The sequence below is a fragment of the Psychrobacter fjordensis genome (assembly GCF_904845995.1).
GTDB lineage: Bacteria > Pseudomonadota > Gammaproteobacteria > Pseudomonadales > Moraxellaceae > Psychrobacter > Psychrobacter fjordensis.
This window is the reverse complement of record NZ_CAJGYP010000002.1, coordinates 1,144,639-1,170,322: the sequence shown is the minus strand read 5'-3', so window position 1 is coordinate 1,170,322 and position 25,684 is coordinate 1,144,639. Positions and strand designations below refer to the sequence as shown.

Genomic DNA, 25,684 nt, shown 5'->3' with positions numbered 1-25,684 from the left:
AGCTAGAAGGGTGTTCTATAAGCAGCATTCGCTACTCATAGATTTATTGAATTAATTATTGATTGGTACCGGTCTGTGAAGGTTTCGCAGAAAATACAACGTTAGCGGTTGTATTAGCTGCTACAGTTGCAAACGTAACTTTTATCACCTGACCAAGAGATTGATCGGTTGCTGTCGGCGAAGCTGAAAAGCTGTTAGCTTGATAAGTAAGCGTAGATGCTAAAGTATCTGATACGATAAGGTTGTTAATTACTCTAGCGCTATCAGTAAAAGTGTTCTTAGATTCTAACTTATAGAAGATACACTGAGCAGCAGTCGCTGTTACATTTCCAGTTGACCAAGCAGCAGAGCTAACAGCAGGATTCGCACCACAACTATCTACTATTTGGTATTTTGTCAGATTAACACCTTGCATAGTCGTAGTAGACGTTGTGGACAATGGATTATCGCCAGTACTAGTAGGTGCAGCAGTACCGTTAACTGGACCTTTAGGCTGAATGGCTATTGTCAAAGTCTCAAAGTCGCCTATGTTATTTACATTAGCTTGTGTAGAGTTTGGATCGTTGCTACCTTCACCTGACGAGGCAACTTGCACGCCAATTTTGACGCTTTCGCCAGGAGCTAAACCTTTACGATTAGTAGTACTTCCTGTTATGAAAGGAGTAGCAGCGTTCAGCTCATAAATACCGTTCACACCGACGAGTTCAGTTTCACCTGAGTCAAATTTACCATTGTTGTTAGCATCCACGTATACACGTGTGATACTGATATTAGGATCATCGATAATGCCATTATTTCTAGTAGCCGTCGGCTTTATAGACAGTTTTACAGAACTATCATTATCGCCTGTTCCTGCTGCTTCTGTGACATCAGTACCGTTGTTGGTGATGGTATAAGTATAAGTATTGGTAACTTCGTTGTTAGTTGAAGGAGTAACTAAAGCCACTTCTTTGTTTACACCTGGAGTAATAGCAATAGCACGAGTCTGATTAGTCGTTGTCACGGTTGCATTAGTATTGTCATCTTTACCTATTGTAGGCGTAGCTGTATTTTCATAAGTGCTCTCTGTTAGGCCACCTGCAGTAGCACCATCATCAGACCTATCAATGATATCCGGGGTGTTAGCGTTTACATCGCTCTTAGTATTATCTTTAACAACTGCATAGTTGGTAAATAAGCTACTAGTTGTTGCGCTAGTTGCTTTCTTAGCACGGAAAGTAAGCGTAATAGTTTCGCCTACTTTAACGTTTTGACCTGTCACTGAGATGGTTTTACCATCACTAGATATAACAGGTGCAACTGCTGCGCTACCGTTAGAAGATATAGTGGTCGGTGCAGTGTAGTTAGCCTCAGTGGACTTTATGGCAACTAAGCCCGTAGGTAAGTCATCAGAAATAACAATGGCAGTACCATCAATATTGCCTTCGTTTTTAACGGTTATAGTGTAATCAACATAAGCATTAGCATTGTTCAAATCAAAATTTTTGTTTAAAAGATTGGTTTGAGCTGATTTTACGATTTTGTATATTGGAGTTGTTGTCTTAGCATTATCAGTGTTGACTGCTGTATAAGTAGCAGGAGCTGTGTTTGCAGATTTCGATTTTAAGTAAGTACTTTCAGCAGTAACCGTCAAGATACCGTTAGCGTCCGCAACACGCTTAGTATCAGACTGAGCAGTAACGGTAATGAGCGCTTTTTCACCTGGTGCCAATGCAATTGAATCGTTATTAGTAATAGTTACTTCACTACCAATGTTAGTGCCAGCTGCATTGGTTTTTTGATACTTAATAACACTATTGCCAAGGTTGTAGTCAAAATTATCGCCAGTTACATTAGCAAGAGTGATCTTGTAAGTGTCGTTAACGTTACCACCGTTAGTCAATGTATGAGTGAAATCTACTGTTGAGCTCGCTTGCGCATTAATAGTACGGTCTTTACCAAAATCATCATCCTTTACATCATCAACTACTGTTGATATTAAAGAGAACGAACCAGTTTCAGTAACATTCACCGTAACTACATTCGACTCTGCAGTCTGTGAAGTGGTATTACCGGCAACCGTATAAGAAGCAGTTGCTTTGTTCGTTACATTAAATGAACCAGAAGTACCGCCCGTCGGGGTAGCAGCATTGGCAGTAGTGATGCTCATTGCTGTGGCTAGACCAACAGCCAACACTGAGTACTTAAATGAATTAGGTTTCATACGGTAAATTTCCTAGGGGTTTAATTAGAGGTGTTAAGAGTTAATAGGTTTATCGGTCAACGGTAGTATTGATAGCAACAACAGCGGTCTTCTTCGCCGGTAATAATTTGATATTCCAGCGTAGAGTACGATATTCAGAATATGGAACTTTTACCATCTTGCCATCTACCTTTTTCATTAAAGGCATATCGGCATAATTCTTACCATCAGTACTGGCTTGTGCGCTTGTAGGTTGTGCCTCACCAGTAAATGTCATATTTATAGGAATAGGTAGAGTGACCATCAAGTCGTTGATATCTTTATTAATAGTATTGGTGTAAGTTGCCTTGTATTGAATGACAGTACCTACTGGTGCGGTACGTACCGGAGAATATACTGTCTTACCGTCTGCATTTTTGGTAACTTGATTGGCTGTTAGTTCCATTTTTAGAGCATCTGCTGCATGTGCATTACCCAGAAAGCTGGCACATAATATAGATGTCATGACTAATTTGGTTGTTATGGCAGAAAATTTCATAATTCGTCTCTCTTTCAGTAAAAAATATTTATTTCACTTCAACAAACCAATTCATTTCGTGAATTTTTCCAACGTGTTTTCAGAATTTTCTGTATGTTTGATGTAAGTAAAATACGTTTTTAGTATTCTTAAGGTAATTATATATAGTTTATTATTTAAGCTCAGAAAAAGCAGATGGAGGGAGTTATAAAACAGCTGAATGGTAAAACTGACTCGTCAAATAGGTAAAAAAAAACAACAGTCGATCAATTTATGATATCGACTGTTGTTCATAGGTGGTAAGGGCTGTAGACGATTGTACGGAAAGATTATTTGGACTGCGTTGATCCATATTGAGTGTTGAAATAAAAGCTGCGAATGCTCCTTTTTGTCAACACAGTAGCTATGGTAGTAATAGTTCCATTTTGACCTTTAACGAGACCATCGCTGTAAATGCCAGAGGCTCGTGTTGGATCTGCCAATACAGAGGTAACTGTAGTGTCTGCTGGATTACTAGCGTCATTTTTTTGTAGTACATCTTGCATAATAAAATTGCTAATATCCATATTTGCGCGATTTGTGGCTGTAATTCTATAAGCAATACATTGACCTGGCTGCACATCAGCACCATTCGTTGAGCTAGATAATGCGTTTTTACTATATGTGGCTACCTTGGTCAGATCTGTAATAGTACACGTATTTGCTGCTTGCTCTTTTTCAAGTACGATGGCTGAGTTTTTGGTAATCACTCGGCCAAAATTATTATTTGAGTAACTATAGGTATTGGTTATTAAGCTGATGCTACGTTTATCAATCGTTGTGCGTACAGGGTAGGCGCTACCACTGTAAGTTTCGATGAGACAAACAGAACTTTGAGTACCGATGACACTGCTAGCGATGTTAAATTGGTAAGTACCAATATCGCTTACGTTTGTCGAGGTTAAGGTTTGTGTGCCGTAGGTTTTGGTTGGATTCTCACATTTATCTACTAATGTAATTGTACTGCCAGAGATACCTGTTTCAGAAGGGGCGTTCAATATGCCGTTGAAATAATTAGAGTTGTTATACACGCCACTCGTGATGGTGCTATTGGTAGCATCAGCCTGGGCGTCGGTAATGCCACCATTGTCATTAAATACAGTGCCTGTGAACACATAATTAGGGCTGTTTGTGATAGTACATGTGATTTCATCACCATAATTTAGATTGGACAACGTAAATGAGCTGGCTGTGCCAGTAGGCATCACAGTCGTGCTACCGGTTGTCGCATTGGTACAAGTATAGCTAGTGCTGTAGTTACTAGCATTACCATTTATTATACTTTCAGATATGGTATAGATAGTACTTGGAGCTAATTCCAATGGGGTAACAGTGCTTCCGTTAGTTACGGTTGAACCTGTCCCTGTTGTCGTAAAAGAAGCTGTAGAGCCTTGAGTATCAGGAGTCAACTTTCCACCAGCTACTTTAATATTGAACTGGTCACGTTTAGTATCGCTGTCGTTAAAACGAGTACCTTCTAATTGTTTTTTTACAGTCAATTTAGGTGGTGCAAGACAAAAGTAGAAGTCTGAGTAGCCCACTAAATGGTCACCAGTGGATGCGGTTGTAGAAGCCCCCGTATAGGTATTACCATGAGTGGTAACAAACGGTGTGTTTGCTGACTGTGCTCCCCATTCAATATTAAAGTTACATGGGCTAGTGGGATTACAGTTCGTCCATTGGTTAGCAGTAATCGTTTTGCTTGAATTAGATAATGTGAAGTTGGTTGTAGTGCCTGATGTAGTATAATTGCTAAAAGCGCCACCAGCAGTGACAAGTGAGACTGACTCAGTATATTTTCCACTTAGGTTTGCATCTAAATCCTGAACAACAAATCCATATTTTGATACTGGTTTATTAATAGTAGCTGTCAGCCTATGATTGATGTCGATTTTCTCGCTACTATGGCGAATATTAAGAGCATTCGTTGTCACACCGCTAAAACTGCTGACCTCTGGATAGCCAGTTCTAACAAAGTTAATATCAGAAAATGATAGTACTAACTTAAGACCGCTATCAAAGCTATAGGTAGTACTAGCATTTCCTGCTGCTGACCAGCTGAGCGTTGCTTTGGGTGCAGGAGTAGTGCTCTTAGAGCCCAGATAGTACATCGCATGATCGCTTGGGCATGTAGGGTTGGCTTCAGCAAAGGCCAAATTACTGACTAAAAGCATAGGAACAGCGGCTATCAATGCCATCATTCGACATATATATTTACTGAATAAATATGTGCTAATTGAGTCTAAAAGTCGTTGAGTTTGCTGCATGCTGCTGTTCCTATAAACGAAAACTCGGTATAAATGTCTACCTACCAAACCGCTCTATATGTTACATAATACGTATATTAGGTAATAATTTCGTAAAAATCATAGGAAGTTGATGAATGGTAGTTTTGTTATGACCAATCACATCAAGACGTCTTGATCATTAACCTGTTACCTTTTAGATACTTGACTTTAAGCTATCACTATATTAGTCATTTTTAAAAAAACTAATCATTATTTATTTTAAAAATACTTGTCATATCTTCATTTCTCTACAGCTATAAACATCTATGTCATAAGCGCCTATAATAGAGAGTTATTATCGTTTGATAATTGGCTGTAGGCGTTGAGTGATGACTTTGTCCTGACTGCCTAACTATTCCATTCGTATGTAATGGATAGTACTGCTGCTTTTAGAATCGTTATATTGAACGGTTCGACATTGTGGAGCGGTGAAGTACAGTCATACAAGCTTCAATATGAAACGTAACTTCTCAAAATTAACAAGGAAGTCATTGAGCACATCATGTATGTAAGACAGTATTAAGTAATACTTTGATTTTATAAATTCCTGCTATTGAGTAGGATTGACTGACAAACAAGGACAACAAAGATGAATTATTATAAGGATGCTGATAGCACCGAAACACAGGAATGGCTGCAAGCTTTTGAGTCTGTACTCAAACATGCAGACAAAGATCGTGCTCAGTTTTTGCTAAAAGCTTTGTACAACATGGCAGTCCAAGAAGGATTGCCGTTCAATAGACTAGACACCGCTTACGTTAACAGTATTGCTGTCGAAGATGAGCCAATGTACCCAGGCGATCTAGGCATGGAGCGTAAAATACGTGCTTTGATTCGTTATAACGCACTTGCTATGGTTATGCGTGCCAATAAAAACGACGATGATTTGGGTGGTCACTTAGCGACATTCGCCTCTAGTGCAACACTTTATGAAACGGGTTTTAACCATTTCTTCCGCGCGGCTAGCGATCACTTCGGTGGTGACATGATTTATTATCAAGGTCACTCAGCACCAGGTATCTATGCACGTTCTTATTTAGAAGGTCGTTTGACCGAAGATCAGCTCGATAATTTCCGTCGTGAAGTAGGCGGCAAAGGTCTATCAAGCTATCCGCATCCATATCTAATGCCTGATTATTGGCAGTTCCCAACGGTATCGATGGGACTTGGCCCAATCATGTCTATCTATCATGCCCACGTACATCGCTATATGGAAAACCGTGGATTACTAGAAAAAGAAGGTCGTAAGATCTGGACATTCTTAGGTGATGGTGAAACGGATGAGCCAGAAAGCTTAGGTGCCATTTCTCTTGCAGGTCGTGAGAAGCTGGACAACCTCATATGGGTAGTCAACTGTAACTTGCAGCGTCTTGATGGTCCAGTCCGTGGTAACGGTAAAATTATTCAAGAGCTAGAGTCAGTATTCCGCGGCGCAGGCTGGCGAGTCATCAAAGTGATTTGGGGTGGCAACTGGGATTCATTACTCGGTAAAGACCATACAGGTGTGCTTAAGCAGCGCATGGAAGAAGTGGTTGATGGCGAGTATCAGTTGTACGAAGCGCGCACGCCTGAATTCACCCGCAAAGAATTCTTCGGTAAATATCCAGAGTTAGAAGAAATGGCAGATGCCTTGACTGACGAAGAGATCTCGCGCTTAAACCGTGGTGGCCATGATCCAGTTAAAGTTTATGCTGCATTTAGTGAAGCCATGAAAACCAAAGGTCAGCCAACGGTTATTTTGGTTAAAACCGTTAAAGGTTATGGCTTATCTGCTCAAACGCAAGCGGTCAATAAGTCGCATCAGATCAAGAAGCTTGATCAAGAAGCCTTAATGTATTTCCGTGATCGTTTTGATTTGCCATTTACCGACGCGCAGCTAGAGACCCTACCATTCTACCGTCCTGAAGAAGGTTCAGCGGAGATGAAGTATCTCAAAGGCCGTCGTGAGGCGTTGGGTGGTCATTTACCAAACCGTCGCAGTGGTCATATTCCACTGAATATCCCTGAATTATCGATGTTCGATCGGGTATTAAAAGGCAGTAATGGTAAAGAGCAATCGACGACCATGGTATTCGTCCGCTTACTATCAGCGATGTTAAAAAACAAAGACATCCAAGATCGCGTCGTACCAATCGTACCTGATGAAGCGCGTACTTTCGGTCTAGAAGGTATGTTCCGTCAACTGGGCATTTACTCAGCTGTTGGTCAGAAATATACGCCAGAAGATAGTGAAGCATTGATGGGCTATAAAGAAGCTATCGATGGTCATATGTTAGAAGAAGGTATCAACGAAGCGGGCGCAATGAGTACTTGGATTGCTTTGGCAACCAGTTATTCTGTAAACGCTTTACCGATGATTCCAATGTATATCTACTACTCAATGTTTGGTTTCCAACGTGTGGGGGATTTGGCTTGGGCGGCAGGTGATTGTCAAGCACAGGGCTTCTTATTGGGTGCAACCGCTGGCCGTACAACGCTTAACGGCGAAGGCTTGCAGCATCAAGATGGACATTCTCAAATCTTGTTCAATGTCGTGCCTAACTGTGTGACCTATGATCCATGCTTTGGTTATGAGTTAGCAGTAGTTATGCATGATGGTTTACGCCGCATGTATGGCGAAGGCGAGCGCGTTTATTATTACCTAACGCTAATGAATGAGAACTATGAGCAACCTGAAATGCCAGAAGGTGCTGAAGAAGGTATCAAACGTGGTATGTACTTGCTCGAGGACAATGGCTCAGCACAAGTACAGCTATTAGGCTCAGGTGTTATCTTACGTGAAGTGCAAAAAGCTTCAAAGATCCTAAAAGACGAGTTCAATATTACGTCTAACGTATGGAGCGTGACCAGCTTCAATGAGTTGACTCGTGATGGTATGGTTTGTGATGATTACAACCGTCTGCATCCAATGGATGAAGAGAAAGTGCCTTGGGTTACTGAGCAGTTGGCACCGCACGAAGGTATCGTAGTTGCAGCGACAGATTATATGCGTAATTACTCAGAGCAGATTCGTGCTTGGTTACCAGACAACCGTCCTTATACCACGTTGGGTACTGATGGTTATGGCCGCTCTGATACTCGTGAAAACTTACGCAGTTTCTTTAACGTTGATGCCGCACATATTGTTGTTGCAACGCTTAAACGTTTAGCGGATGAAGGTGAAGTTGAGATGCGTTTGGTCAAAGACGCTATTTCTAGCCTAGGCATTGATGTAGATCATCCACCTGCATGGCAACAGCAGTCTTACTATGATCAGTCTCCAGATGCACCAGCACCAGGTAACGTAAATCCAAATCCTGTCCCTGAGTTTATCGCTGAAGACGACGAAGAAATCAGTAGTGAAGGTCGTGCTGAAGATCAAGCAGATGCTAATGTACTCAATGATGGTGATGTCAAAGAATAATAACCATAAGACTAGGAGATAAATCATGGACATTAAAGCCCCCGATTTGGGTGTTGATAGCGCCGAAGTCAGCGAGATTATGGTAGAAATCGGTGATGTCATCGCAAAAGATGACAACATCGTATTATTAGAATCTGACAAAGCCTCAGTTGAAGTCCCAAGCTCTGCTGCTGGTAAAGTCACCAAGATCAATATTGCTATTGGTGATCAAGTTAGCGAAGGCATGGTGCTGATTGAGCTTGAGAGTGCAGAAGACAGTGCGGAAAGTGATGATAGCGCTGCTGATGACAATCAAGAAGCGAGTGATACAGAAGCCGCTGCTGCTAAGCCAGAAGAAGTCGCGCCAGCTGAGACTGAGTCAAAGTCATCAGAGTCTAGCGCCAAGCCAGCTGCGAATGCTAGTAAGTCAACGACTCATGCACTACCTGACTTAGGTGTTGATGAAGCGCAAGTTTCTGAAATTATGGTCAGTGTAGGCGATACAGTGACTGCGGATCAGTCGATTTTATTGATCGAATCTGACAAAGCATCTGTCGAAGTACCAGCACCAGAAGCTGGCAAGATTGAAAAAATCTTGGTCCAGACAGGTGATATGGTTGCCAATGGTCAAGACTTTATCGTTATCATGAGTAGTGGTACAGACGCTGCTGATGAGAGTGAGTCTGCATCAGATAGTTCTGAGTCGAAAGAGTCAGCACCAGCCAAATCAGAAGAGAAAGCTGCTGCTAAAACAACTGGTGAGCCAAAACAGGCAGAAAAATCTACAACGCCTAATGTGGCCGCCAGTAAGAAAGCTGAAAAGTTGACAGAAACGCAAGTAAATGAAAAGCTGGTCGATGTTTATGCAGGTCCAGCCGTACGTAAGCTTGCACGTCAATTGGGTGTAGATATTACACAAGTGAGCGGTTCGGCACTGAATGATCGTATTCTAAAAGAAGACTTGTTTGCGCATGTGAAAGAGAGTCTGACCACTCAAAAAGTAGCACCTGCTAGCAGCGGTGTGGCGAGCTCAGGCTTACCGAGCTTACCTGACATGAGTAATACTGAGATTTGGGGTGAAACATCGACACTAGACCTTAGCCGTCTACAGAAAGTGTCGATACCACAGCTCAACTACAATACATTGCTACCGCAAGTGACGCAGTTTGACTTATCAGATATCACTGAGACAGAAAAACTACGTGGTGAGCTAAAAGGTGGTATGAAGGCAGAAGGTATTGGCTTCACCATCTTAGCGTTCGTAGTCAAAGCAACTGCTTATGCATTGACTCAGCATCCACGCTTCAATAGTCATTTAAGCGATGATAATACTCAAGTTATCTTGCGTAAAAGTGTCAATATGGGTATCGCAGTGGCAACTGATGACGGCCTCATCGTACCAGTTATCAAAAACGTGCAAGATAAAGGTTTGAAGCAGATTGCTATCGAAATCGGTGAGCTTGCCGTTAAAGCACGTGATAAGAAGCTCAGCACCAAAGATTTGCAAGGGGCGAGCTTCACTATCTCAAGCCAAGGTAACTTAGGCGGTACAGCATTTACACCACTGGTGAACTGGCCACAAGTCGGTATCTTAGGGGTGTCTGAGGCAAGTATGCAGCCACGTTGGGATGCTAAAAAGCAAAGCTTTGAGCCACGCCTGATGCTACCGTTATCATTGTCTTATGATCATCGTGTGATTAATGGGGCAGATGCCGCAGTGTTTACCCGTTATATTGCAACGCTACTGGCTGATCCACGCCGCATTTTGCTATAAGTCTAAATACATAATAGTGTTGGTTTGAAAAAAGACTGTCTACGGACGGTCCTTTTTATGCGCTAAAGTTTGAGCGTAATTAAGATGCATGGAGCATTTATAATATACTTGGATAATGACTGCTTGTATTGTCACTAAACAACAGATACAAAAAAGCCGGTAGATACCGGCTTTTTTATTACTATAAGTACGACTTAGTAAAACGGACTTCTAATTAGAAGCTTTTTACGTAAGCAACACCATATACCCAAGGGCTGATATCTACTTCACCAAGATCATCGCCATTTAGGCTTACGTCTGATTTGATGTCGATATAGCGTGCATCAATACGGAAAGCATCCGTTGGAGTGAATGGGAAATCAACACCGACATGGCCAGCAACGCCAACACTATCGTCGATATCTAAGTTAGCTGAACCGCCAGTGTATAGTTTTTCTTTAAAGAAAGTTGTGTAGTTCACACCAACACCAATGAAAGGCTTGATGTTTAGAGGGATGTTATAACCATCAAAGTGATACTGGACAGACAAAGTAGGTGGTAAATGTTGAGTTTCACCCTTAATTTCGTTACCAGCAGCATCAGTCAATGTGATGTCATGGTTGAATGGAATCGCTGCTAGCAATTCAATACCAACGTTATTAGCAACGAAGTATTCGCCAGTAAGTGTTGGACGCGCATCGCCACCAACATCTACAGAGTAGTCTGTGCCGCCTGCATTAAGCGTACCGTTATCACTCTTAGGGTCAACATAATGTGCACCGGCAGCAACTGACCAAGTACCAGCAGGTACTGCAAAAGCAGTTGTCATAGTAAGTGCAGTAGCAGCGGCTAAAACTAGGGATTGTAGTTTCATCGTTTAGTTCCTCAATGTGATAGATGATTATGGGCCAGTTTCTAATAAGGGACAGCATTAGTTACTGATACACAATGTTATGATTGTTGATTAAACTGTAACATTATGACTCCATTATAGTACAAAACCGTTTTATCTGTAAGGTTTTAAATGTATATTAAAGATTTTTATCTCATAAATTACAATATAAAGTTATTTACGTTGATATGTTTGGCATTTTTTTTAAATAACCGACTATTGTGATGCTAATATGTAGTAGATACATGTGTGACTATTTGCTTTAAGGTTCTAAGATATTTAGTGTTTCATTTCTTGAATGAATGATTATGGTATAAAAATAGGCGTAATATATTATGCTTGGCTACTGTAGTAACTCTCCTCTGCGCTGTGACAATGCCTATTCTATAAAGATATTGAATCGGATGGACTCTTGCTGTCCTGAATGCTGTTTGTTTCTACTACCTGCGCAGGATGTCAGTCAGCAATTGAATGCCGATGAGCAGTTTTTACGATTTGCCATTATGGTAATCATCTTTACGTTATTTACGGTAGTCTATATTTACTATTTTTATAGTACTTTACCGTGACTTCTCATAAATTTCTATTTTCGCGACTGGCAGCACGCTTATAATACTATACTGTTAAGTATCTACTAATATAAGACCGGTGTTTCACCGCATAGGGACGGTATGCTATTCCAATCTATACGGCGCCTACGTATTTTTGTTTATAATATTCTACAAAATGATGAGCATGACACGCTCTTCAGTCGTTATATCGACTATTTTTTAATATTTTTGATCATGACGAATGTGGCTGCCGTGATTGCAGAGTCAGTCGATAGTTGGTATTACCCTTATCAAGATTATTTTACGTGGTTTGAAAACTTTTCCATTGTGGTGTTTTCTATCGAATACATGCTACGGTTGTGGTGCGTGGCTGAAGTAAAACCAAATGGTACTACTTGGCGACAGCGTTGGAATTGGCTAAAAAGCCCATCTGCGTTGATTGACCTGATCGCTATCATTCCTGCATTCTTGAACTTTTTTGTCTCTATCGATTTACGTTTTTTACGTATCCTGCGTTTATTTCGCATCCTCAAACTTACACGCTATTTTGCTTCGATGCGTATCCTGCTGGTGGTCATCAGTAAAGAAAAAGGATCGTTCCAAGCGGTTATCTTTATCTTGATTATTATGATTGTAACGGCCTCTAGTGGGATTTATTTGGTTGAGAATCATGCACAGCCAGAAGAGTTTGAGTCTATTCCTAAAGCGATGTGGTGGGCTGTGGTTACACTCACGACAGTGGGTTATGGTGATGTCACGCCGATTACCAATGCTGGTAAAATATTGGGTGCAGTCATTACGATATTGGGTGTAGGGTTAGCAGCATTACCTGCAGGTATCCTCGCGACAGGTTTGGCCAATGAGCTTGCTCAGCGTCGTGAAGGGCTTGAGCAGCACTTTCGAGAGCAACTGATCGATAGTGATTTTGATTTGGTACAGAATCAGATGATGATCGATAAGATTCGCCGCGAGCTAGGATTAGATAAAGAGCAGGCGCAAAATATCGTATTGCAAGTACTGCGTGAGCAAGAGCTTGAGCGCCGTGAAAAAGAGGTAGAAATAGGGCAGAAGAATTTTTGCTCACATTGTGGTGAGCGATTGTAGAAAAGTGCTTTTTTTACTATGAATTTCATTCAAAAAAGGGTGCGGCGTTTTTATAACGTCGCACCCTTTTTATACACTATTACTTGGTGAGTATCGTACGAATGCTATATCCCTTGTAAAGGGAGTGCACGTGCCAGCTCGTGAGCCACTTCTTGCGCGGCACTGGCCAAATCTTCGGCAGGCAGCGATAAGTTTTGCAATGTTAGATGCCAGTCATCCACTTCTCGACGTAAATGAGCGACCCAAAGCGTTGTACAGCCACGTGGTAACTTTTTGAGATTGACTTCAAAACAATGGTTACCCTCATCATCACTTAAGTGAATCTCGCCTGTTTTCACTCTAGAAAACGGATGACCATGGTAAGAGTTGGCAATCATAGCAATATGGGTGATATGTGTTGGAATCTTATCTAAGTATAGTCTGATTTGCTCTTGATCTAGGGGAGCCAAATACATCGCTTGTTCACCGCGATCTTTACCGTTTAAGCTATCACCCTGATGCTTAACCGATTCAGCTTTGTCACGCAATTGCTTGAACCAAACGATGTCACTGATCGTACAGTTTTTGTCATACAGCACACAGGCCAAATCAATATCAATCGCGCTTTGATTTTTTTTAAAGCGCTTGAACAACCCTTTTGGTTCAATTTTAGTAAATTCATAGTTTAGCGAAAAAAACAAGGTTCCTGCATCTAGGCCCAGTCCTCTTAAACTGTCTGACAGTAATGGTGATGGGGCAGTGATCGACATAGTGTTCCTTATTCGTTCTTAAATTTTAATAGAGGTATATATAGTTTAGAAGTTTGAATAGATTTAGCTTTTAGCGTCATAGCTATTAGTCGTTATCTATCCAGTCGCTATTCATCATCTAAAGACTTGCCTAATACCGCTTGATATAGCAGCTGAGGTTTTGCATCTAATAGACCACTGCCAAAACCGCGCAACCACCAAACCAGCTGTGAGGTTAGATTGACCGTTGCTTGTATGGTCAATCTGTCGTCATCTAACGTGACGGTTTGATCATCGCTGAGCTTGCTTTCAGTGAGGCTTTTGCCTGCTTGTGTGGTGAATTGTAGCTCGATAGCGGTATTTTTACCATGGTCAGGCAGTTCACTGAATAATGGATGACTAAAGCCCATGCCACCTGCATCTAGGTAAGTGTCGAGTTGAAAGTTGTCAGGCGTTTTTGCCGCGCTTTCAAGTATCTCAACACTGGCAAAGCGATGTAGCGCAAAGGTGCGGATGACCACTTCTGGGTCATCGGTACGAGTTGCCAGCAGGTAAATAATCACACCACGTTGAATGATAGCAATAGGGTTTAGGGTATATTCACTAGATTGCGACTTATCACTGCGCGTATAACAGGCTTTAATTTGTAATTGATAAAATAGCGCGTGATAAATATTGTCTTTGCTATCCAAATCGATATGCGGGGCAATCAATGGCTGCGTGGCAGGTTCGATGCGTACTCTATCGATCCATGAATGGGTGACTTTGCTGTTTTTAAGTTGGCGCCGTGCTAAGTCAAACCAAGGGAAAAGTTCATCCAAAATAACAGGGGGTAGCAATTGGGTGAGGTTGGCTTCAACCATATTAAAGGCCACCGCTTGTGATAAGTTCATATGCGGTAAGCTTTGTAGCGGCGCGTCATCGCACCAGCGCCAGCCTTGTGGATTGGCATTGTTTTTTTCAATAGGGAAACGTTTTGCCAGCGCATTTAAATCACGTTGTACCGTACGTAGACTGATATCAAAACCTGCCATCATCAGCTGCTCGTAGATATGGGTGGTGCCTACCCAACGATTGCGTTGTAGCTGCGACAGTACTTGCCATTGGCGAGCAGTCGTCGCTGCGCCATGTCGATTATCGTTGCTCACTTCCGAGGTACTACTGCTCTCAGCCGCTAGCGCTTTGGTTTGCTCGTTAGCGTCTGTCTGAGTTTGAATGTGATCGGCGTCAGTCGGATGTACAGTCATTAGGAAGTAGCCTTTATGAAGTATCGAGTCAGTTTTTATAGAGCAATTTTAAATGCTAGCGGTGGGTCAGTGACCCTATATCATCGCAGAAAATCCCCGTAGCGTCTAGCAACGGAGATTATTCAATGATTCTGCTGTATAGTCATTCCACTATAAAAGTATTACAGCGTTAACCTCGTTTGAAGTATCACATATACATCTACACTCGGTTGCCTTGTACTACTTTTAAATTGAATCGACTATATTTGAACTTATATAGCGTCAATACCTCATTAAGCGTCACTATTCTGAGTACTTGGTTCGTTATGGGTACCTGCTTCGCTATCAATGATTATAGTGCTGTCATTATCTTTACGTTTTTCTTTCTTTCTCTTATCTGCTTTTTTTTGACGTTTGGCTTTTTTCTGCTTTTTGTCTTTCTTTTTTGATTTTTTATCATCAATGTCATCGTCGCTATTTTGGTTCTCATCCCACAGCATCAAACGGCTTAAGACTTTTCCAAATAGTGTTTCTTTACGATAGCGACTTTTTTTGTTCATGGTATCGATAGGTAGGCCAGTCATCAGTGTCAATGCCTCGCTCAGGGTATGGACACCATAGATGTGAAACTCATCCGCATTGACGGCAGCAATAATATCGTCGCGTAGCATGAGTTGTTTGACGTTGGCCATCGGAATGACAACACCTTGCTGGCCCGTTAACTCTTGCTCTCGGCAGGCATCGAAGAACCCTGCAATTTTGGAGTTGATACCGCCTACTGCCTGCACTTCACCCAACTGGTTCATAGAGCCAGTAATCGCAAAGGACTGATCAATCGGTACATTTGCTAAGGCAGATAACAACGCACAACCTTCGCTAACGGTGGCGCTATCACCATCGATATGAGCATAGCTCTGCTCAAAAGCGAGTGACGCGCTAAAGTTCAAGGCATGATGTTGACTAAATAGTGCCCGCAAGTAGCTGGTCATAATTAGCATGCCTTTAGCGTGTAAGCTACCACCTAAGTCCACATCGCGCTCGATGTCTAAAATCTCACCAGTACCAATATTTGGCTGGATAACCGCAGTAAGACGTGCTGGCATGCCGAATTCACTATCGGCATAGCTGACTACTGTTAGCGCATTGACCTGTCCAACGGCATTGCCTTGTGTTTGGATGAGTTGCTGACCATTTTTGAGCTCATCCCAATACAGATCACGTAAATACCCTGAGCGCTCATCCATATCTTCGATGGCTTGGGTGACGTGATTGGCATTGACGATGTTCTTACCGCTCAAACGTGCATGGCGATTAGACTCATGCAACAGCTTAATCAATAAATCACTGTGCAAGCTGAGTCGATCTTGGTCTTCTGCTTGTAAGCTCAAATGCTCAAGTAGGGTGGCTTGCGCACTACGATCGAACGGATAGAGGTTGGCATAATCAATGATGTCAGCCATTTTCGCGACCAATGCCAGCTCGTGTTCACTGGTGCGAACCACATCATCATGAAAATCGGCACGAACTTTGAATACCGCATCAAACTCAGGCTCAAGCTCTAACAGCTCATAATACAAATCTGCTTCGCCAAGTAAAATTACCTTAATATCAAGATCTATGGGGGCAGGCGCTAGCGATAAGCTTCCTGTGAGTGTGAGCATCTGCTCAAGACTTGAGAGTTTAATTTTACGGGACTGTAATGCTCGCTTGAGACCCTGCCAAGCGTAGGGGTGCTCTAGTAAGTGACTGGCTTCTAATAACAGGTAGCCGCCATTGGCACGATGTAAGGCGCCCGCTCGAATCATACTGACGTCAGTGGTGACAGTCCCCAGTTGCGTGATTTGCTCGACATGCCCCAATAAGTTTAAATGCGTCGGTAAGTCTTCAAAGATAACGGGTGCGCCACTGTCAGGCGTATGACTAACAATGACATTGACTGCATAGCGGCTTGGCGTTGTGGTTAGAACGGCCGTCACAAACTCTTCATCATCGCCATTAACGATACGCTCTACATGAGTGACCATGTCAGCAAATATAGCTTTGAGATAGTCAATAACCAGCGGGTGATTGGCAAATTGCTCATAAACAGGTGTAAATAAAGGTTGTAGCGCACGGCGTGCAATATTTCGATGCAGTGCTTCTATTGTATCATTGGCTTCGTCTTCTAACTGCTCTAAGGCGATGGTCAGCTGACTTAAGCGTTTTTGCATGTGGTTTTTTTGGACAAAGTTATTTAGCTCAGCTTCGTATTCACTGTTGCCATATTCGTTGGTGCTGTCATCGTTACTGTTATCAATACTAGTATTGATACTAGAAGTATCAGCGGTGCTATTGTCCTCTATCGTGGAATGAGCTTCATCATTGTTAGAGGAATTTTCATGTTTGACATCAGCATCGCTATTTTCTGTAGGTAGCTTGCTTGGGTGCACAAACATGGCTTTGTTATCGAAAGAGCGGAACGTCAGCGCTAAGTCGTACTGTTTACCTTCTGCGTTAAGCACTTCATAAGCCTGACTCTCTTTTTGATGAGTGTCGTTTTTGATGGCTTCGATTTTGCTTTGGTATTGATCACTACGAAAGCGTTGACTCAGTCGCTTTTTGGCTTGCTGCCATAAATTATTGACTTGTTGCTGCAATAGTGAAGCTTGACCTGCAGGCAGATGTAATGCCAACGGGGTGCGTGGATCGGTGAAATTGTGTACATAAACCCAATCATCTGGCGTCGGTGCATCGGCTGCGATGCGTGTTAGCAAGCGGCTGATTACGGTACGTTTGCCTAAGCCGTTTTCACCTGCTGCAAATACATGGTAGCCACTGGCTTTGATGTCCAAAGCTGTGTTTAAGGCTTTGAGCGCGCGCTCCTGACCAAACCCAACATCTAAATCTGGTGCCGTACGTGTGTCTGTTGGCAGCTCGCTTAGCTCACTATAACGCTTTAATTGCTCAGCGCTAATAAGGCAGCGCTGCTTTACCTCAATACAGAGTGGGTGCGGTGCTTTTATTTTTTTGTCATTCGTCAATGTGTCTGTCAATTCAGCGATGGGTGTTGCCATATTATTGGTGTCTTTTTTATTAGCGTCTCTTGATATTTTAGAGATAGGGGCGTGTGGCTGTTCGGTCATAGGCGTAGGAGATATCTTCTTAAAAAGGTGGAGTGTTGATTTCTGTGATTGGTTTTATGCTATCAGGTATTCATATTCATGCTGAACTTTTTATACTTTATATACTTTATGTTGAATAGTTAACCAAGAAATTTTACAAGGTATTTTACAAGGTGCAGCAACGTTTTAGCTAAATCATTAAACGCAGTTTTGTATCATTATGAGATATACCAGTGTGTATGATGAATAAATGAGAGACAAATTAACAGTGAGTTTATTGCTATCAAAGGAGAATAACACCTCAATACAGGCCTAGATAGTATAAGATGTCTCACATTGGCGCAATCTGCAACTATTCAATAGACAGAGTGCATGATAAAATAGACGGTTCACATGTCAAAACTGGATAACTCGTTGTATGTCAGCTTCCGATAAAATCACGTCATCATCTGCTAGTACAGGTACTATCCATATTGATCCTACTGGCTTTGTAAAGCTTGGATCACAATTGCCAGTGCTGGCCAACACTCTGACGAAAGCAGTTCATGAGCTCGGTCTATCCTTAAGTGAGACGCAGCAGCGCACACTATTATTGTACTTAGACCAGCTTTTGTTATGGAATAAAGCGTATAATCTGACCGCTATTACTGATCCTGAAGAAGCTTTAATCAAGCATGTGATTGACTGTTTGGCTATTATAACGCATTTGCCATCAGGGTCATTGCTTGATATTGGTACGGGTGCAGGATTGCCTGCCGTGATTATTGCTATTTGTCAGCCTGAGCGCCAATGTACGGCACTTGATAGTAACCAGAAGAAAATCCGTTTTATTAAGCAAATCAGTAGTGAACTTGGTTTGAGTAATATGCAGCCGATTGCTTCTCGTATCGAAGCACATGAAGCAAGCTATGAAGTGGTTACCTCTAGAGCGTTCGCCAGCTTGATAGATTTCGTCGATGTGGCACAGCCAAGGCTAGCAGATAATGGTCACTTATGTGCTATGAAAGGTAAAGCGCCGAATGAAGAAGAGCTACAAGCATTAGATGGTGATTGGCACATAAAAACAATCAAGCTAAAAGTACCACGTTTGCATGATAGTCGTCATTTAATTGAATTGTCTCGCAAAAATGTCTAAGCTATGAGCACCTTACAGTCATGAAATCGCAACTATGAAACAGTGACTGCCCGATTGTGAAACATAGTTTACGTCTTTAATTAAATGACATAATATTTAAATGGTGTCGAGACAAAGCGAGTCGTTTGTACAACGAATGACTGAATATGCCTCGCTTTTTAAATGTATAGCTAAAAAAATAACAGTAATAAATTCTAATTAAACTGAGTGAGTGTATGGAAATCATAGCGATTGCGAATCAAAAAGGCGGCGTGGGCAAAACCACGACGGCGGTAAATTTGACCGCTAGCTTGGCTGCAAAGCGTAAGCATGTACTACTGATTGACCTAGACCCACAAGGCAATGCAACTAGCGGCACGGGCGTGGATAAAAATGAACTCGCGCTGACCATCGCTGATGTTTTACTTGATGGTGTATCGCTGTCGGATGCTATTGTTACCAGTCCGGCAGGGTTTGATGTTATCGGTGCTAATCGTGATTTGGCTGGGATGGACATCACCCTGATGAACAAGACCAATAGCCATGAGCTGTTCAAAACAGCGATGGTGGCTTTGGTTAACGATCAGATAGCGGCTAAAAAACCTGCTTACGATTATGTCGTGATAGACTGTGCGCCCAGTTTGAATTTATTAACGATCAATGCATTGGTTGCCACAGACAGCGTCATTATCCCGATGCAATGTGAGTACTATGCACTAGAAGGCCTAGCAGATTTGTCGCAGACGATTGAGCGACTCACGGAGCTGAATCCGAAGCTCTATATTCGCGGGGTGGTGAGAACGCTATTTGATGCGCGTAATACCTTGGCTCGCGATGTGTCTGCTGAATTGGAAGCACATTTTGGCGATATCATGTATAAGACTCATATTCCAAGAAATATTCGTTTGGCAGAAGCACCTGCGCATGGTTTGCCAGTTATCGCATACGAGAGATGGTCAAAAGGGGCACGTGCCTATCAAAAGCTAGCCGCTGAAGTGATGAATCAGAGCAGCTAGTTTTGGTTATAGATAAGAATTTGGTGATAAAAGTACGAATCAAATTAAATAACAAAGTACTAAAAATCGTATTTATGAGTAATGAGTAAGCCGTATTCACAATCATTTGGCTTTTATTTTAGCGTTATAGGATAGGTAATCATGGCGAAGAAAAGAGGATTGGCTGCCAATCGAGGCTTAGATGCCTTATTGGGGTCAATCAAAAAAGAAAAGCAAATCACTGCGTCTGCCTTACAAGATGATATGGCAGCGCGTGATAATACTTTGCCAGCTGTAACGCCAGATACTGATATGCCAAACGATAGCGCAGCCGCTAAAACAGGTCGTGCAAAAGACAACGAAAAGCCGACTGCAAAGCCAACGGCTGTGGAAGCTGCTGATTCTGGTAATCGTAAAGCACGTGCGCCGCGTACGATGAATAAGAGCAGCATTCACAAAACTGGTGCTAATAAAAATCGTGTTAGTGGAACAGATAACAGTGCCTCTGAAGATCAAATCAGTTTGGTACAAATCGATGTGACACGATTGCAAGCAGGCAAGTATCAACCACGCCGTGATATGAGTGAAACGGCGCTTGCTGAATTGGCCTCTTCGATTGAACAGCATGGTGTCATGCAACCTATCGTTATCCGTCCATTATTGGCAAATGAAGACAAGAGTGAAGCATTTGTTACTCATGAAATTATCGCTGGCGAGCGCCGTTGGCGTGCTGCAAAAATGGCAGGTAAAGCAGTAATACCGGCGATTGAGCGCGCATTGTCAGATGAGTTGGCTATTGCATTGGCACTGATTGAGAATATTCAACGCGAAGACTTGTCTGTGATTGAGCAGGCAGCAGCATTACAACGCTTTCATACTGAGTTTGGTATGAGTCATGCGATGATTGCGGAAGTTGTGGGTAAAGCACGTACGACGGTATCGAATCTACTGCGCTTGAATCAGCTACACGATACCGTAAAAGACCATTTAGCAACCAGTGCGCTAGATATGGGTCATGCCCGCACGCTTTTGGCATTATCCTCTGAGCAGCAGCCAATCATTGCACAAAAAATCATCGATGGTGGCATGACCGTGCGCGAAGCTGAAAAGCTCGTGAAGTCAATTTTGCAGCCAGCCCCTAAAGCCAATCGTACTGAACAAGCACAGTCTCATGACGCGGAACGTTTGACACAAAGACTGACGGATATGCTTGGGGCTGAAGTAAAACTTAAGCATAAAAAAGACGGGCAGGGTAGTGTTGAGATATTTTTCCAGAATCAGGACCAGTTGGCCGCCTTGATTAAGCATATAGAGGCACAGGCTTAAGGTATTCATCCAGTTTGTAATGACTGCACAAGTCTAAACTATCTTGGTTACCACTATTTTTATAAAAATATAAAAGAGAGCGAGTATGTGGGAGTTGGTAAAAGCAGGTGGTTGGTTGATGACGCCTATCGTGGTGTGCTCAATACTGGCATTGGTTATCATCATTGAGCGTAGCCATACTTTACAATTTAACAAAATTGTACCTAACAGATTGCGCGAACAATTGATAACGCGCCTACGCGAAAACGGCGGTATCGGCCGTACACAATTAATGAACGTGAAAGAAAAAACACCTTTGGGTGATATTTTGGCAACGGGTTTGCTTTATCGTCAGTATGGTTTAGAGTCGATGACGATGCATATGCAAAACCGTGCGAGCGTACAAGTTCATCAGTTAGAAAAAAATATCAATATGCTTGGTACTATAGGTGCGATTGCACCGTTGCTTGGTTTGTTGGGCACGGTATTAGGTATTATCTCTTCGTTTTTAGCGATTACTGATGGCGCGATGCAAGACCCAACGATGCTTGCCGCTGGCGTATCACAGGCATTGATTACAACTGCTGCTGGTATGATTGTTGCGATTCCTGCATTGGTTGGCTATCGTTATTTTCAGCGCCGGATCATTGATATCAATGCCCAGTTTGAAACTCAAGCAGGATTGATGATTCAAGAGTTGTATGACTATCAGTTGCTAGGAAATGTGCATACTTCTGGCTTTGATACGCTTAATCCTGATGCTTCATTACATGGCACGATAGGTAATGATTCGTTAAGTTTAAGCGACGGAGTCACAGTGACTTCTTAGTACTAAAAATAATACTATTAGTATTATTTTTAGTACTAAGGGTCAGATGAATTATCTAGTCATCCTATTTGCATTTTAAACACGCCTTAAGCATAGTAAAAATATTAAAGAGAGTGATATGCGCTTTAGAAAACCAACCGTTGAACCACTTGAAATCAATCTAACACCAATGATTGATTGCTTATTATTTTTAATTGTATTTTTGCTGCTTGCGACCTCATTTAATCATTTTAGTCGCTTGAATATTATTCTTCCTGAAGCTGAAGGTGTCGCACTGACAGAACAAAACAACAGCATTGAAGTGGCAGTACAAGAAGACGGCAGCTATTTGGTAAATGGTATCACCCTTGGCAGTAGCAATGAGGCTGAATTAATCAGCATGCTACAGCAAGAGGCGGGTAGTAATCGTGATATGCTGTTTGTGATTGCTGCTGATGCTAACGCTACTCATCAATCTGTGGTACGGGTGATGGATGTCGCAGGAAAACTAGGGTTTTTGAACCTCAATATCAGTACGGTTGTGCCACTTGGTCAACCATTACCGCAATAATATATGGCTATATTAGTGTCATAAATACTCCTATAAAACTGTGCTTTGAGTACAGTTTATTCATATCATGATACCCAAATTGAGGCTTTTATGAGCCAAACATATCAATCCGACTCTACAAAAAAATCTGCTAAAAAATTGTCAGCAGAGCCATCAGATGTACCTAAGCGTACGACATTATTGCGCCTGTTACGCTATCTTAAGCCATATTGGTGGGCGTTAGCATTAGTGGTTTTAGGTTTCGCTATCAATGCTGGGACAGAGATATGGGTGGCCAAACTTCTACAATACATCACTGATGCTATTAACCAAGGTGATCAAAGCAAACAGAATTTGTTTCCACTGCTTATTATCACGTTGTTTTTTGTGCGTGGTTTGGGTAGCTTTTTGGGTAATTACTATTCTGCTTTAGTTTCACGTAACTTAGTATATGAGTTGCGAGTAGAAGTCTTCAATAAATTACTGCGTTTGCCAAGCTCATTCTATCTGGCCAATCCAGCAGGTACTATCTCATCAAAGTTGATATTTGACGTTGAACAGGTCACAGCAGCCAGTACAGAGTCAATGAAGACCTTGCTGCGTGATGGGTTGACGGTATTGGCATTAATTGGATTTTTGCTCTACAGCAATTGGCGCTTAACTTTAATTTTATTCCTCGTACTGCCACCAATATTATGGCTCATTCGCATAGCATCTAAGCGTTACCTGAAATTGTCTAAGGGTATTCAAGAGACGATGGGTGATGTTAGTCATATTACCAACGAAGTTATTGGTGGCTATCAGGTGGTTAAAAACTATGGCGGACAAGCATACGAAGCCGAACGTTTTGACAAAACATCAAAAAAGAACTTGCTCCAAGGTATGAAGGTAGTCGTTACCAATAGTATCAATACGCCAGCAGTACAGCTACTGATGGCAATAGCTATGTCAGTTGTGGTGTGGCTCGCACTGCGTCCATCGGTGATTGATAATATTTCAGCTGGTGAGTTCATCTCCTATATCGCTGCGGCTGGTCTACTAAGTAAACCAGTGCGTTCACTGACGGATATTAATCAGAAACTGCAAAAAGGTATCGCGGCTGGTGAGTCAATTTTTGCTCTACTAGATGAGCCAGAAGAAAAAGACACTGGTGTGATCAGCTCAGCCCTAACGGGTGAGATGAAACTCGATAATGTCAGTTTAATCTATCCGGATTCGACAGTGGCACTGCGCGATTTTACGTTAGATATACGTGCAGGAGAAACAGTGGCATTGGTAGGCCGAAGTGGTGCAGGTAAATCATCTTTAGTAAATCTATTGACACGCACCTTATCAACTTCTGCAGGTCAAATAACTTTAGATGGTATACCAATCGAAGATATCAAACTAGAGAGCCTACGTGCTCAAATTGCGATGGTCAATCAGCAAGTGGTGCTGTTTAATACGACGGTATTTAACAACATTGCTTATGGTAGCTTAGCCAATAAAAGTCAGTCCGACGTAGAGCGCGCCGCAAAAGATGCCTTTGCTCATGACTTCATAATGAAGATGCCAAATGGCTACCAAAGCGAAATCGGTGCCGAAGGTTTGCAATTGTCAGGTGGGCAGCGTCAGCGCTTGTCTATCGCGCGTGCACTATTAAAAGACGCGCCAATTCTCATTTTAGATGAAGCAACCAGTGCGCTAGACAATGAGTCAGAGCATTATATTCAGCAAGCGCTAGATAATGTGATGAAAAATCGTACGACATTGGTGATTGCACATCGATTGACGACCATTGAGTCTGCTGATCGTATCGCTGTGTTGGATGCAGGGCAGATTGTCGAGTTAGGCACGCATACAGAGTTAATGCAGTTACAAGGCCATTATGCACAAATGTATGATCGTGATTTCGAATAGAGTCATATGATTCGGTTTTAATATACATTTTATGATAAAGCGGCACTGAATTTATAGAATAAGTGGTCCATAAACATGAGCATTGAAACGACAGTGACACGTGCATGGCAACGCCAGGCTCTTTGGTTGTGGCTATTACTACCCATTAGCTGGTTGTACGGACTCATTACCATGCTTCGTCGTCAAGCTTATAGAATTGGTTTGCTATCAAGTTATCGTGCGCCCATTCCTATCATGGTAATCGGAAACATCAGTGTTGGTGGTAGCGGTAAGACACCATTGATTATTGCTTTGGTCAATGAGCTACAAGCACGAGGCGTCAAGGTAGGTGTCATTAGTCGTGGTTATGGTGGTGATACTAGTCAGATGCCAGCACTAGTCAATTTGGATAGCTTACCTAATGTAGTTGGTGATGAGCCGTGTTTAATCGTTAACATGACAGGTGCCGCGATGGCGGTTTGCCCCAATCGTCAGCAAGCAGTGAACACTTTATTAGATGCCTATCCAGATGTACAATTAATTATTGCAGATGATGGTTTGCAGCACTATGCATTGCAACGTGATATTGAGTGGATTGTCGTCGATTCGGCAAGAGGTTTTGGCAACAAGCAACTACTTCCCACTGGGTTTTTACGTGAGCCAATGTCAAGGTTGAAAGGCGCAAATGTCATTTACCATGAAAAGTTAGAGACAGGAGCAGTTGATCAAGATAATGATACTCTGCTTCTAGCCAATCGTTTGACTATGCACTTGATGCCTGACAAGTTGCAGCGCCTGTGGCAACTTAAATTAACTGATGCTAGAGCTACTGACTCCAAAGTGAAAATTGACATGCCTGAAAAGGGTAGTCAGGTATACGCCGTCAGCGGCATTGGTTATCCACAGCGTTTCTTCGATACCTTGGATTCTATTGGCTTTGATGTCATAGGTCATCCTTATCCTGATCATTATGATTTTAGCTTGGCTGAGCTCTTGCAGTATCGCGATGATCCGATAGTCATAACCAGTAAAGATGCAGTGAAAATTAGAGCATTGCTAGTCGAATATATAAGCAAGCAAGCATTGAGTAATGAGTATGAAGAACTGGTCAGTAGGCTGTGGGTGTTACCAGTGACAGCTGTACTTTCTGATAGCTGTTATGACAATCTAGACGAGCAACTCAAAACACTAGGTATTCAGTCTGATCCTGATATCAGTATGAAAACTACGTGATAGATAACCGCTAATATTTTACATTGCCGCAAAATTTT

17 protein-coding genes are annotated in these 25,684 nt (G+C 42.1%); 10 read left to right on the top strand and 7 right to left on the bottom strand.

Annotated elements, in window-relative coordinates; all coding sequences use genetic code 11:
* Nucleotides 1-55 precede the first annotated feature (55 nt).
* From JMW61_RS13230 to JMW61_RS13220, 3 genes are all read right to left on the bottom strand, one after another.
* On the bottom strand, nt 56-2,203 hold the full coding sequence (locus JMW61_RS13230; protein ID WP_201551835.1) for a beta strand repeat-containing protein: 2,148 nt from the start codon (nt 2,201-2,203) through the stop codon (nt 56-58).
* A 49-nt stretch (nt 2,204-2,252) separates the two neighbouring features.
* Nucleotides 2,253-2,720: a hypothetical protein gene (locus JMW61_RS13225; protein ID WP_201551834.1), complete on the bottom strand. Its 468-nt coding sequence runs from the start codon at nt 2,718-2,720 to the stop codon at nt 2,253-2,255.
* Nucleotides 2,721-3,028: 308 nt separating this feature from the next.
* Nucleotides 3,029-5,005 carry a hypothetical protein gene (locus JMW61_RS13220; RefSeq protein WP_201551833.1) on the bottom strand — a complete coding sequence of 659 codons (1,977 nt, stop codon included), beginning with the start codon at nt 5,003-5,005 and terminating at the stop codon, nt 3,029-3,031.
* A 610-nt stretch (nt 5,006-5,615) separates the two neighbouring features.
* On the opposite strand from JMW61_RS13220, the gene aceE reads away from it, so the two are divergent.
* Both aceE and JMW61_RS13210 read left to right on the top strand, forming a co-directional pair.
* Nucleotides 5,616-8,429, top strand: coding sequence for a pyruvate dehydrogenase (acetyl-transferring), homodimeric type (aceE, locus tag JMW61_RS13215; protein WP_201551832.1), 2,814 nt, complete (start codon nt 5,616-5,618; stop codon nt 8,427-8,429).
* A gap of 25 nt (nt 8,430-8,454) precedes the next feature.
* The gene (locus JMW61_RS13210) at nt 8,455-10,182 is read left to right on the top strand and encodes a 2-oxo acid dehydrogenase subunit E2 (RefSeq protein WP_201551831.1); all 1,728 of its coding nucleotides are present in this window, start codon (nt 8,455-8,457) and stop codon (nt 10,180-10,182) included.
* Between the two features lie 214 nt (nt 10,183-10,396).
* On the opposite strand, the gene JMW61_RS13205 is transcribed toward JMW61_RS13210, so the two are convergent.
* Nucleotides 10,397-11,035 carry an OmpW/AlkL family protein gene (locus JMW61_RS13205; RefSeq protein WP_194197434.1) on the bottom strand — a complete coding sequence of 213 codons (639 nt, stop codon included), beginning with the start codon at nt 11,033-11,035 and terminating at the stop codon, nt 10,397-10,399.
* Between the two features lie 689 nt (nt 11,036-11,724).
* Here JMW61_RS13205 and JMW61_RS13200 point away from each other — a divergent pair.
* Nucleotides 11,725-12,708 (top strand): ion transporter, encoded by a 984-nt coding sequence (locus tag JMW61_RS13200; RefSeq protein ID WP_201551830.1) that lies wholly within the window; start codon nt 11,725-11,727, stop codon nt 12,706-12,708.
* Nucleotides 12,709-12,812: 104 nt separating this feature from the next.
* On the opposite strand, the gene JMW61_RS13195 is transcribed toward JMW61_RS13200, so the two are convergent.
* The 3 genes from JMW61_RS13195 to JMW61_RS13185 all read right to left on the bottom strand — a co-directional run bounded on the left by JMW61_RS13195 (nt 12,813) and on the right by JMW61_RS13185 (nt 17,784).
* Nucleotides 12,813-13,457 carry a TerD family protein gene (locus tag JMW61_RS13195; protein WP_201551829.1) on the bottom strand — a complete coding sequence of 215 codons (645 nt, stop codon included), beginning with the start codon at nt 13,455-13,457 and terminating at the stop codon, nt 12,813-12,815.
* A gap of 107 nt (nt 13,458-13,564) precedes the next feature.
* Complete coding sequence (locus JMW61_RS13190; protein WP_201551828.1) at nt 13,565-14,683, bottom strand: helix-turn-helix transcriptional regulator; 1,119 nt, start codon at nt 14,681-14,683, stop codon at nt 13,565-13,567.
* A 272-nt stretch (nt 14,684-14,955) separates the two neighbouring features.
* A complete protein-coding gene (locus JMW61_RS13185; RefSeq protein WP_201551827.1) occupies nt 14,956-17,784 on the bottom strand; it encodes an ATP-binding protein in 2,829 nt (942 codons plus the stop codon).
* Nucleotides 17,785-18,181: 397 nt separating this feature from the next.
* On the opposite strand from JMW61_RS13185, the gene rsmG reads away from it, so the two are divergent.
* The 7 genes from rsmG to lpxK all read left to right on the top strand — a co-directional run bounded on the left by rsmG (nt 18,182) and on the right by lpxK (nt 25,646).
* Nucleotides 18,182-18,898 carry a 16S rRNA (guanine(527)-N(7))-methyltransferase RsmG gene (rsmG, locus tag JMW61_RS13180; RefSeq protein WP_201551826.1) on the top strand — a complete coding sequence of 239 codons (717 nt, stop codon included), beginning with the start codon at nt 18,182-18,184 and terminating at the stop codon, nt 18,896-18,898.
* Between the two features lie 215 nt (nt 18,899-19,113).
* Nucleotides 19,114-19,893 carry a ParA family protein gene (locus JMW61_RS13175; RefSeq protein WP_110923042.1) on the top strand — a complete coding sequence of 260 codons (780 nt, stop codon included), beginning with the start codon at nt 19,114-19,116 and terminating at the stop codon, nt 19,891-19,893.
* Nucleotides 19,894-20,034: 141 nt separating this feature from the next.
* Entirely contained in the window at nt 20,035-21,198 is a 1,164-nt protein-coding gene (locus JMW61_RS13170; RefSeq protein ID WP_201551825.1) for a ParB/RepB/Spo0J family partition protein, read from the top strand.
* A gap of 85 nt (nt 21,199-21,283) precedes the next feature.
* Nucleotides 21,284-22,006: a MotA/TolQ/ExbB proton channel family protein gene (locus JMW61_RS13165; protein WP_201551824.1), complete on the top strand. Its 723-nt coding sequence runs from the start codon at nt 21,284-21,286 to the stop codon at nt 22,004-22,006.
* A gap of 118 nt (nt 22,007-22,124) precedes the next feature.
* Nucleotides 22,125-22,556, top strand: coding sequence for an ExbD/TolR family protein (locus tag JMW61_RS13160; RefSeq protein WP_110923039.1), 432 nt, complete (start codon nt 22,125-22,127; stop codon nt 22,554-22,556).
* 90 nt (nt 22,557-22,646) lie between these two features.
* Nucleotides 22,647-24,434 carry a lipid A export permease/ATP-binding protein MsbA gene (msbA, locus tag JMW61_RS13155; protein ID WP_227686642.1) on the top strand — a complete coding sequence of 596 codons (1,788 nt, stop codon included), beginning with the start codon at nt 22,647-22,649 and terminating at the stop codon, nt 24,432-24,434.
* A gap of 75 nt (nt 24,435-24,509) precedes the next feature.
* Entirely contained in the window at nt 24,510-25,646 is a 1,137-nt protein-coding gene (gene lpxK, locus JMW61_RS13150; protein WP_201551823.1) for a tetraacyldisaccharide 4'-kinase, read from the top strand.
* Nucleotides 25,647-25,684: the final 38 nt, after the last annotated feature.

Coding starts and splice junctions, on each gene's coding strand:
- lpxK (WP_201551823.1), top strand. CDS start 24,510: ATGAGCATTGAAACGACAGTGACACGTGCATGGCAACGCCAGGCTCTT.
- JMW61_RS13185 (WP_201551827.1), bottom strand. CDS start 17,784: ATGACCGAACAGCCACACGCCCCTATCTCTAAAATATCAAGAGACGCT.
- JMW61_RS13175 (WP_110923042.1), top strand. CDS start 19,114: ATGGAAATCATAGCGATTGCGAATCAAAAAGGCGGCGTGGGCAAAACC.
- JMW61_RS13170 (WP_201551825.1), top strand. CDS start 20,035: ATGGCGAAGAAAAGAGGATTGGCTGCCAATCGAGGCTTAGATGCCTTA.
- JMW61_RS13190 (WP_201551828.1), bottom strand. CDS start 14,683: ATGACTGTACATCCGACTGACGCCGATCACATTCAAACTCAGACAGAC.
- msbA (WP_227686642.1), top strand. CDS start 22,647: ATGAGCCAAACATATCAATCCGACTCTACAAAAAAATCTGCTAAAAAA.
- JMW61_RS13225 (WP_201551834.1), bottom strand. CDS start 2,720: ATGAAATTTTCTGCCATAACAACCAAATTAGTCATGACATCTATATTA.
- JMW61_RS13220 (WP_201551833.1), bottom strand. CDS start 5,005: ATGCAGCAAACTCAACGACTTTTAGACTCAATTAGCACATATTTATTC.
- JMW61_RS13165 (WP_201551824.1), top strand. CDS start 21,284: ATGTGGGAGTTGGTAAAAGCAGGTGGTTGGTTGATGACGCCTATCGTG.
- JMW61_RS13200 (WP_201551830.1), top strand. CDS start 11,725: ATGCTATTCCAATCTATACGGCGCCTACGTATTTTTGTTTATAATATT.
- JMW61_RS13210 (WP_201551831.1), top strand. CDS start 8,455: ATGGACATTAAAGCCCCCGATTTGGGTGTTGATAGCGCCGAAGTCAGC.
- JMW61_RS13205 (WP_194197434.1), bottom strand. CDS start 11,035: ATGAAACTACAATCCCTAGTTTTAGCCGCTGCTACTGCACTTACTATG.
- JMW61_RS13195 (WP_201551829.1), bottom strand. CDS start 13,457: ATGTCGATCACTGCCCCATCACCATTACTGTCAGACAGTTTAAGAGGA.
- JMW61_RS13230 (WP_201551835.1), bottom strand. CDS start 2,203: ATGAAACCTAATTCATTTAAGTACTCAGTGTTGGCTGTTGGTCTAGCC.
- aceE (WP_201551832.1), top strand. CDS start 5,616: ATGAATTATTATAAGGATGCTGATAGCACCGAAACACAGGAATGGCTG.
- rsmG (WP_201551826.1), top strand. CDS start 18,182: ATGTCAGCTTCCGATAAAATCACGTCATCATCTGCTAGTACAGGTACT.
- JMW61_RS13160 (WP_110923039.1), top strand. CDS start 22,125: ATGCGCTTTAGAAAACCAACCGTTGAACCACTTGAAATCAATCTAACA.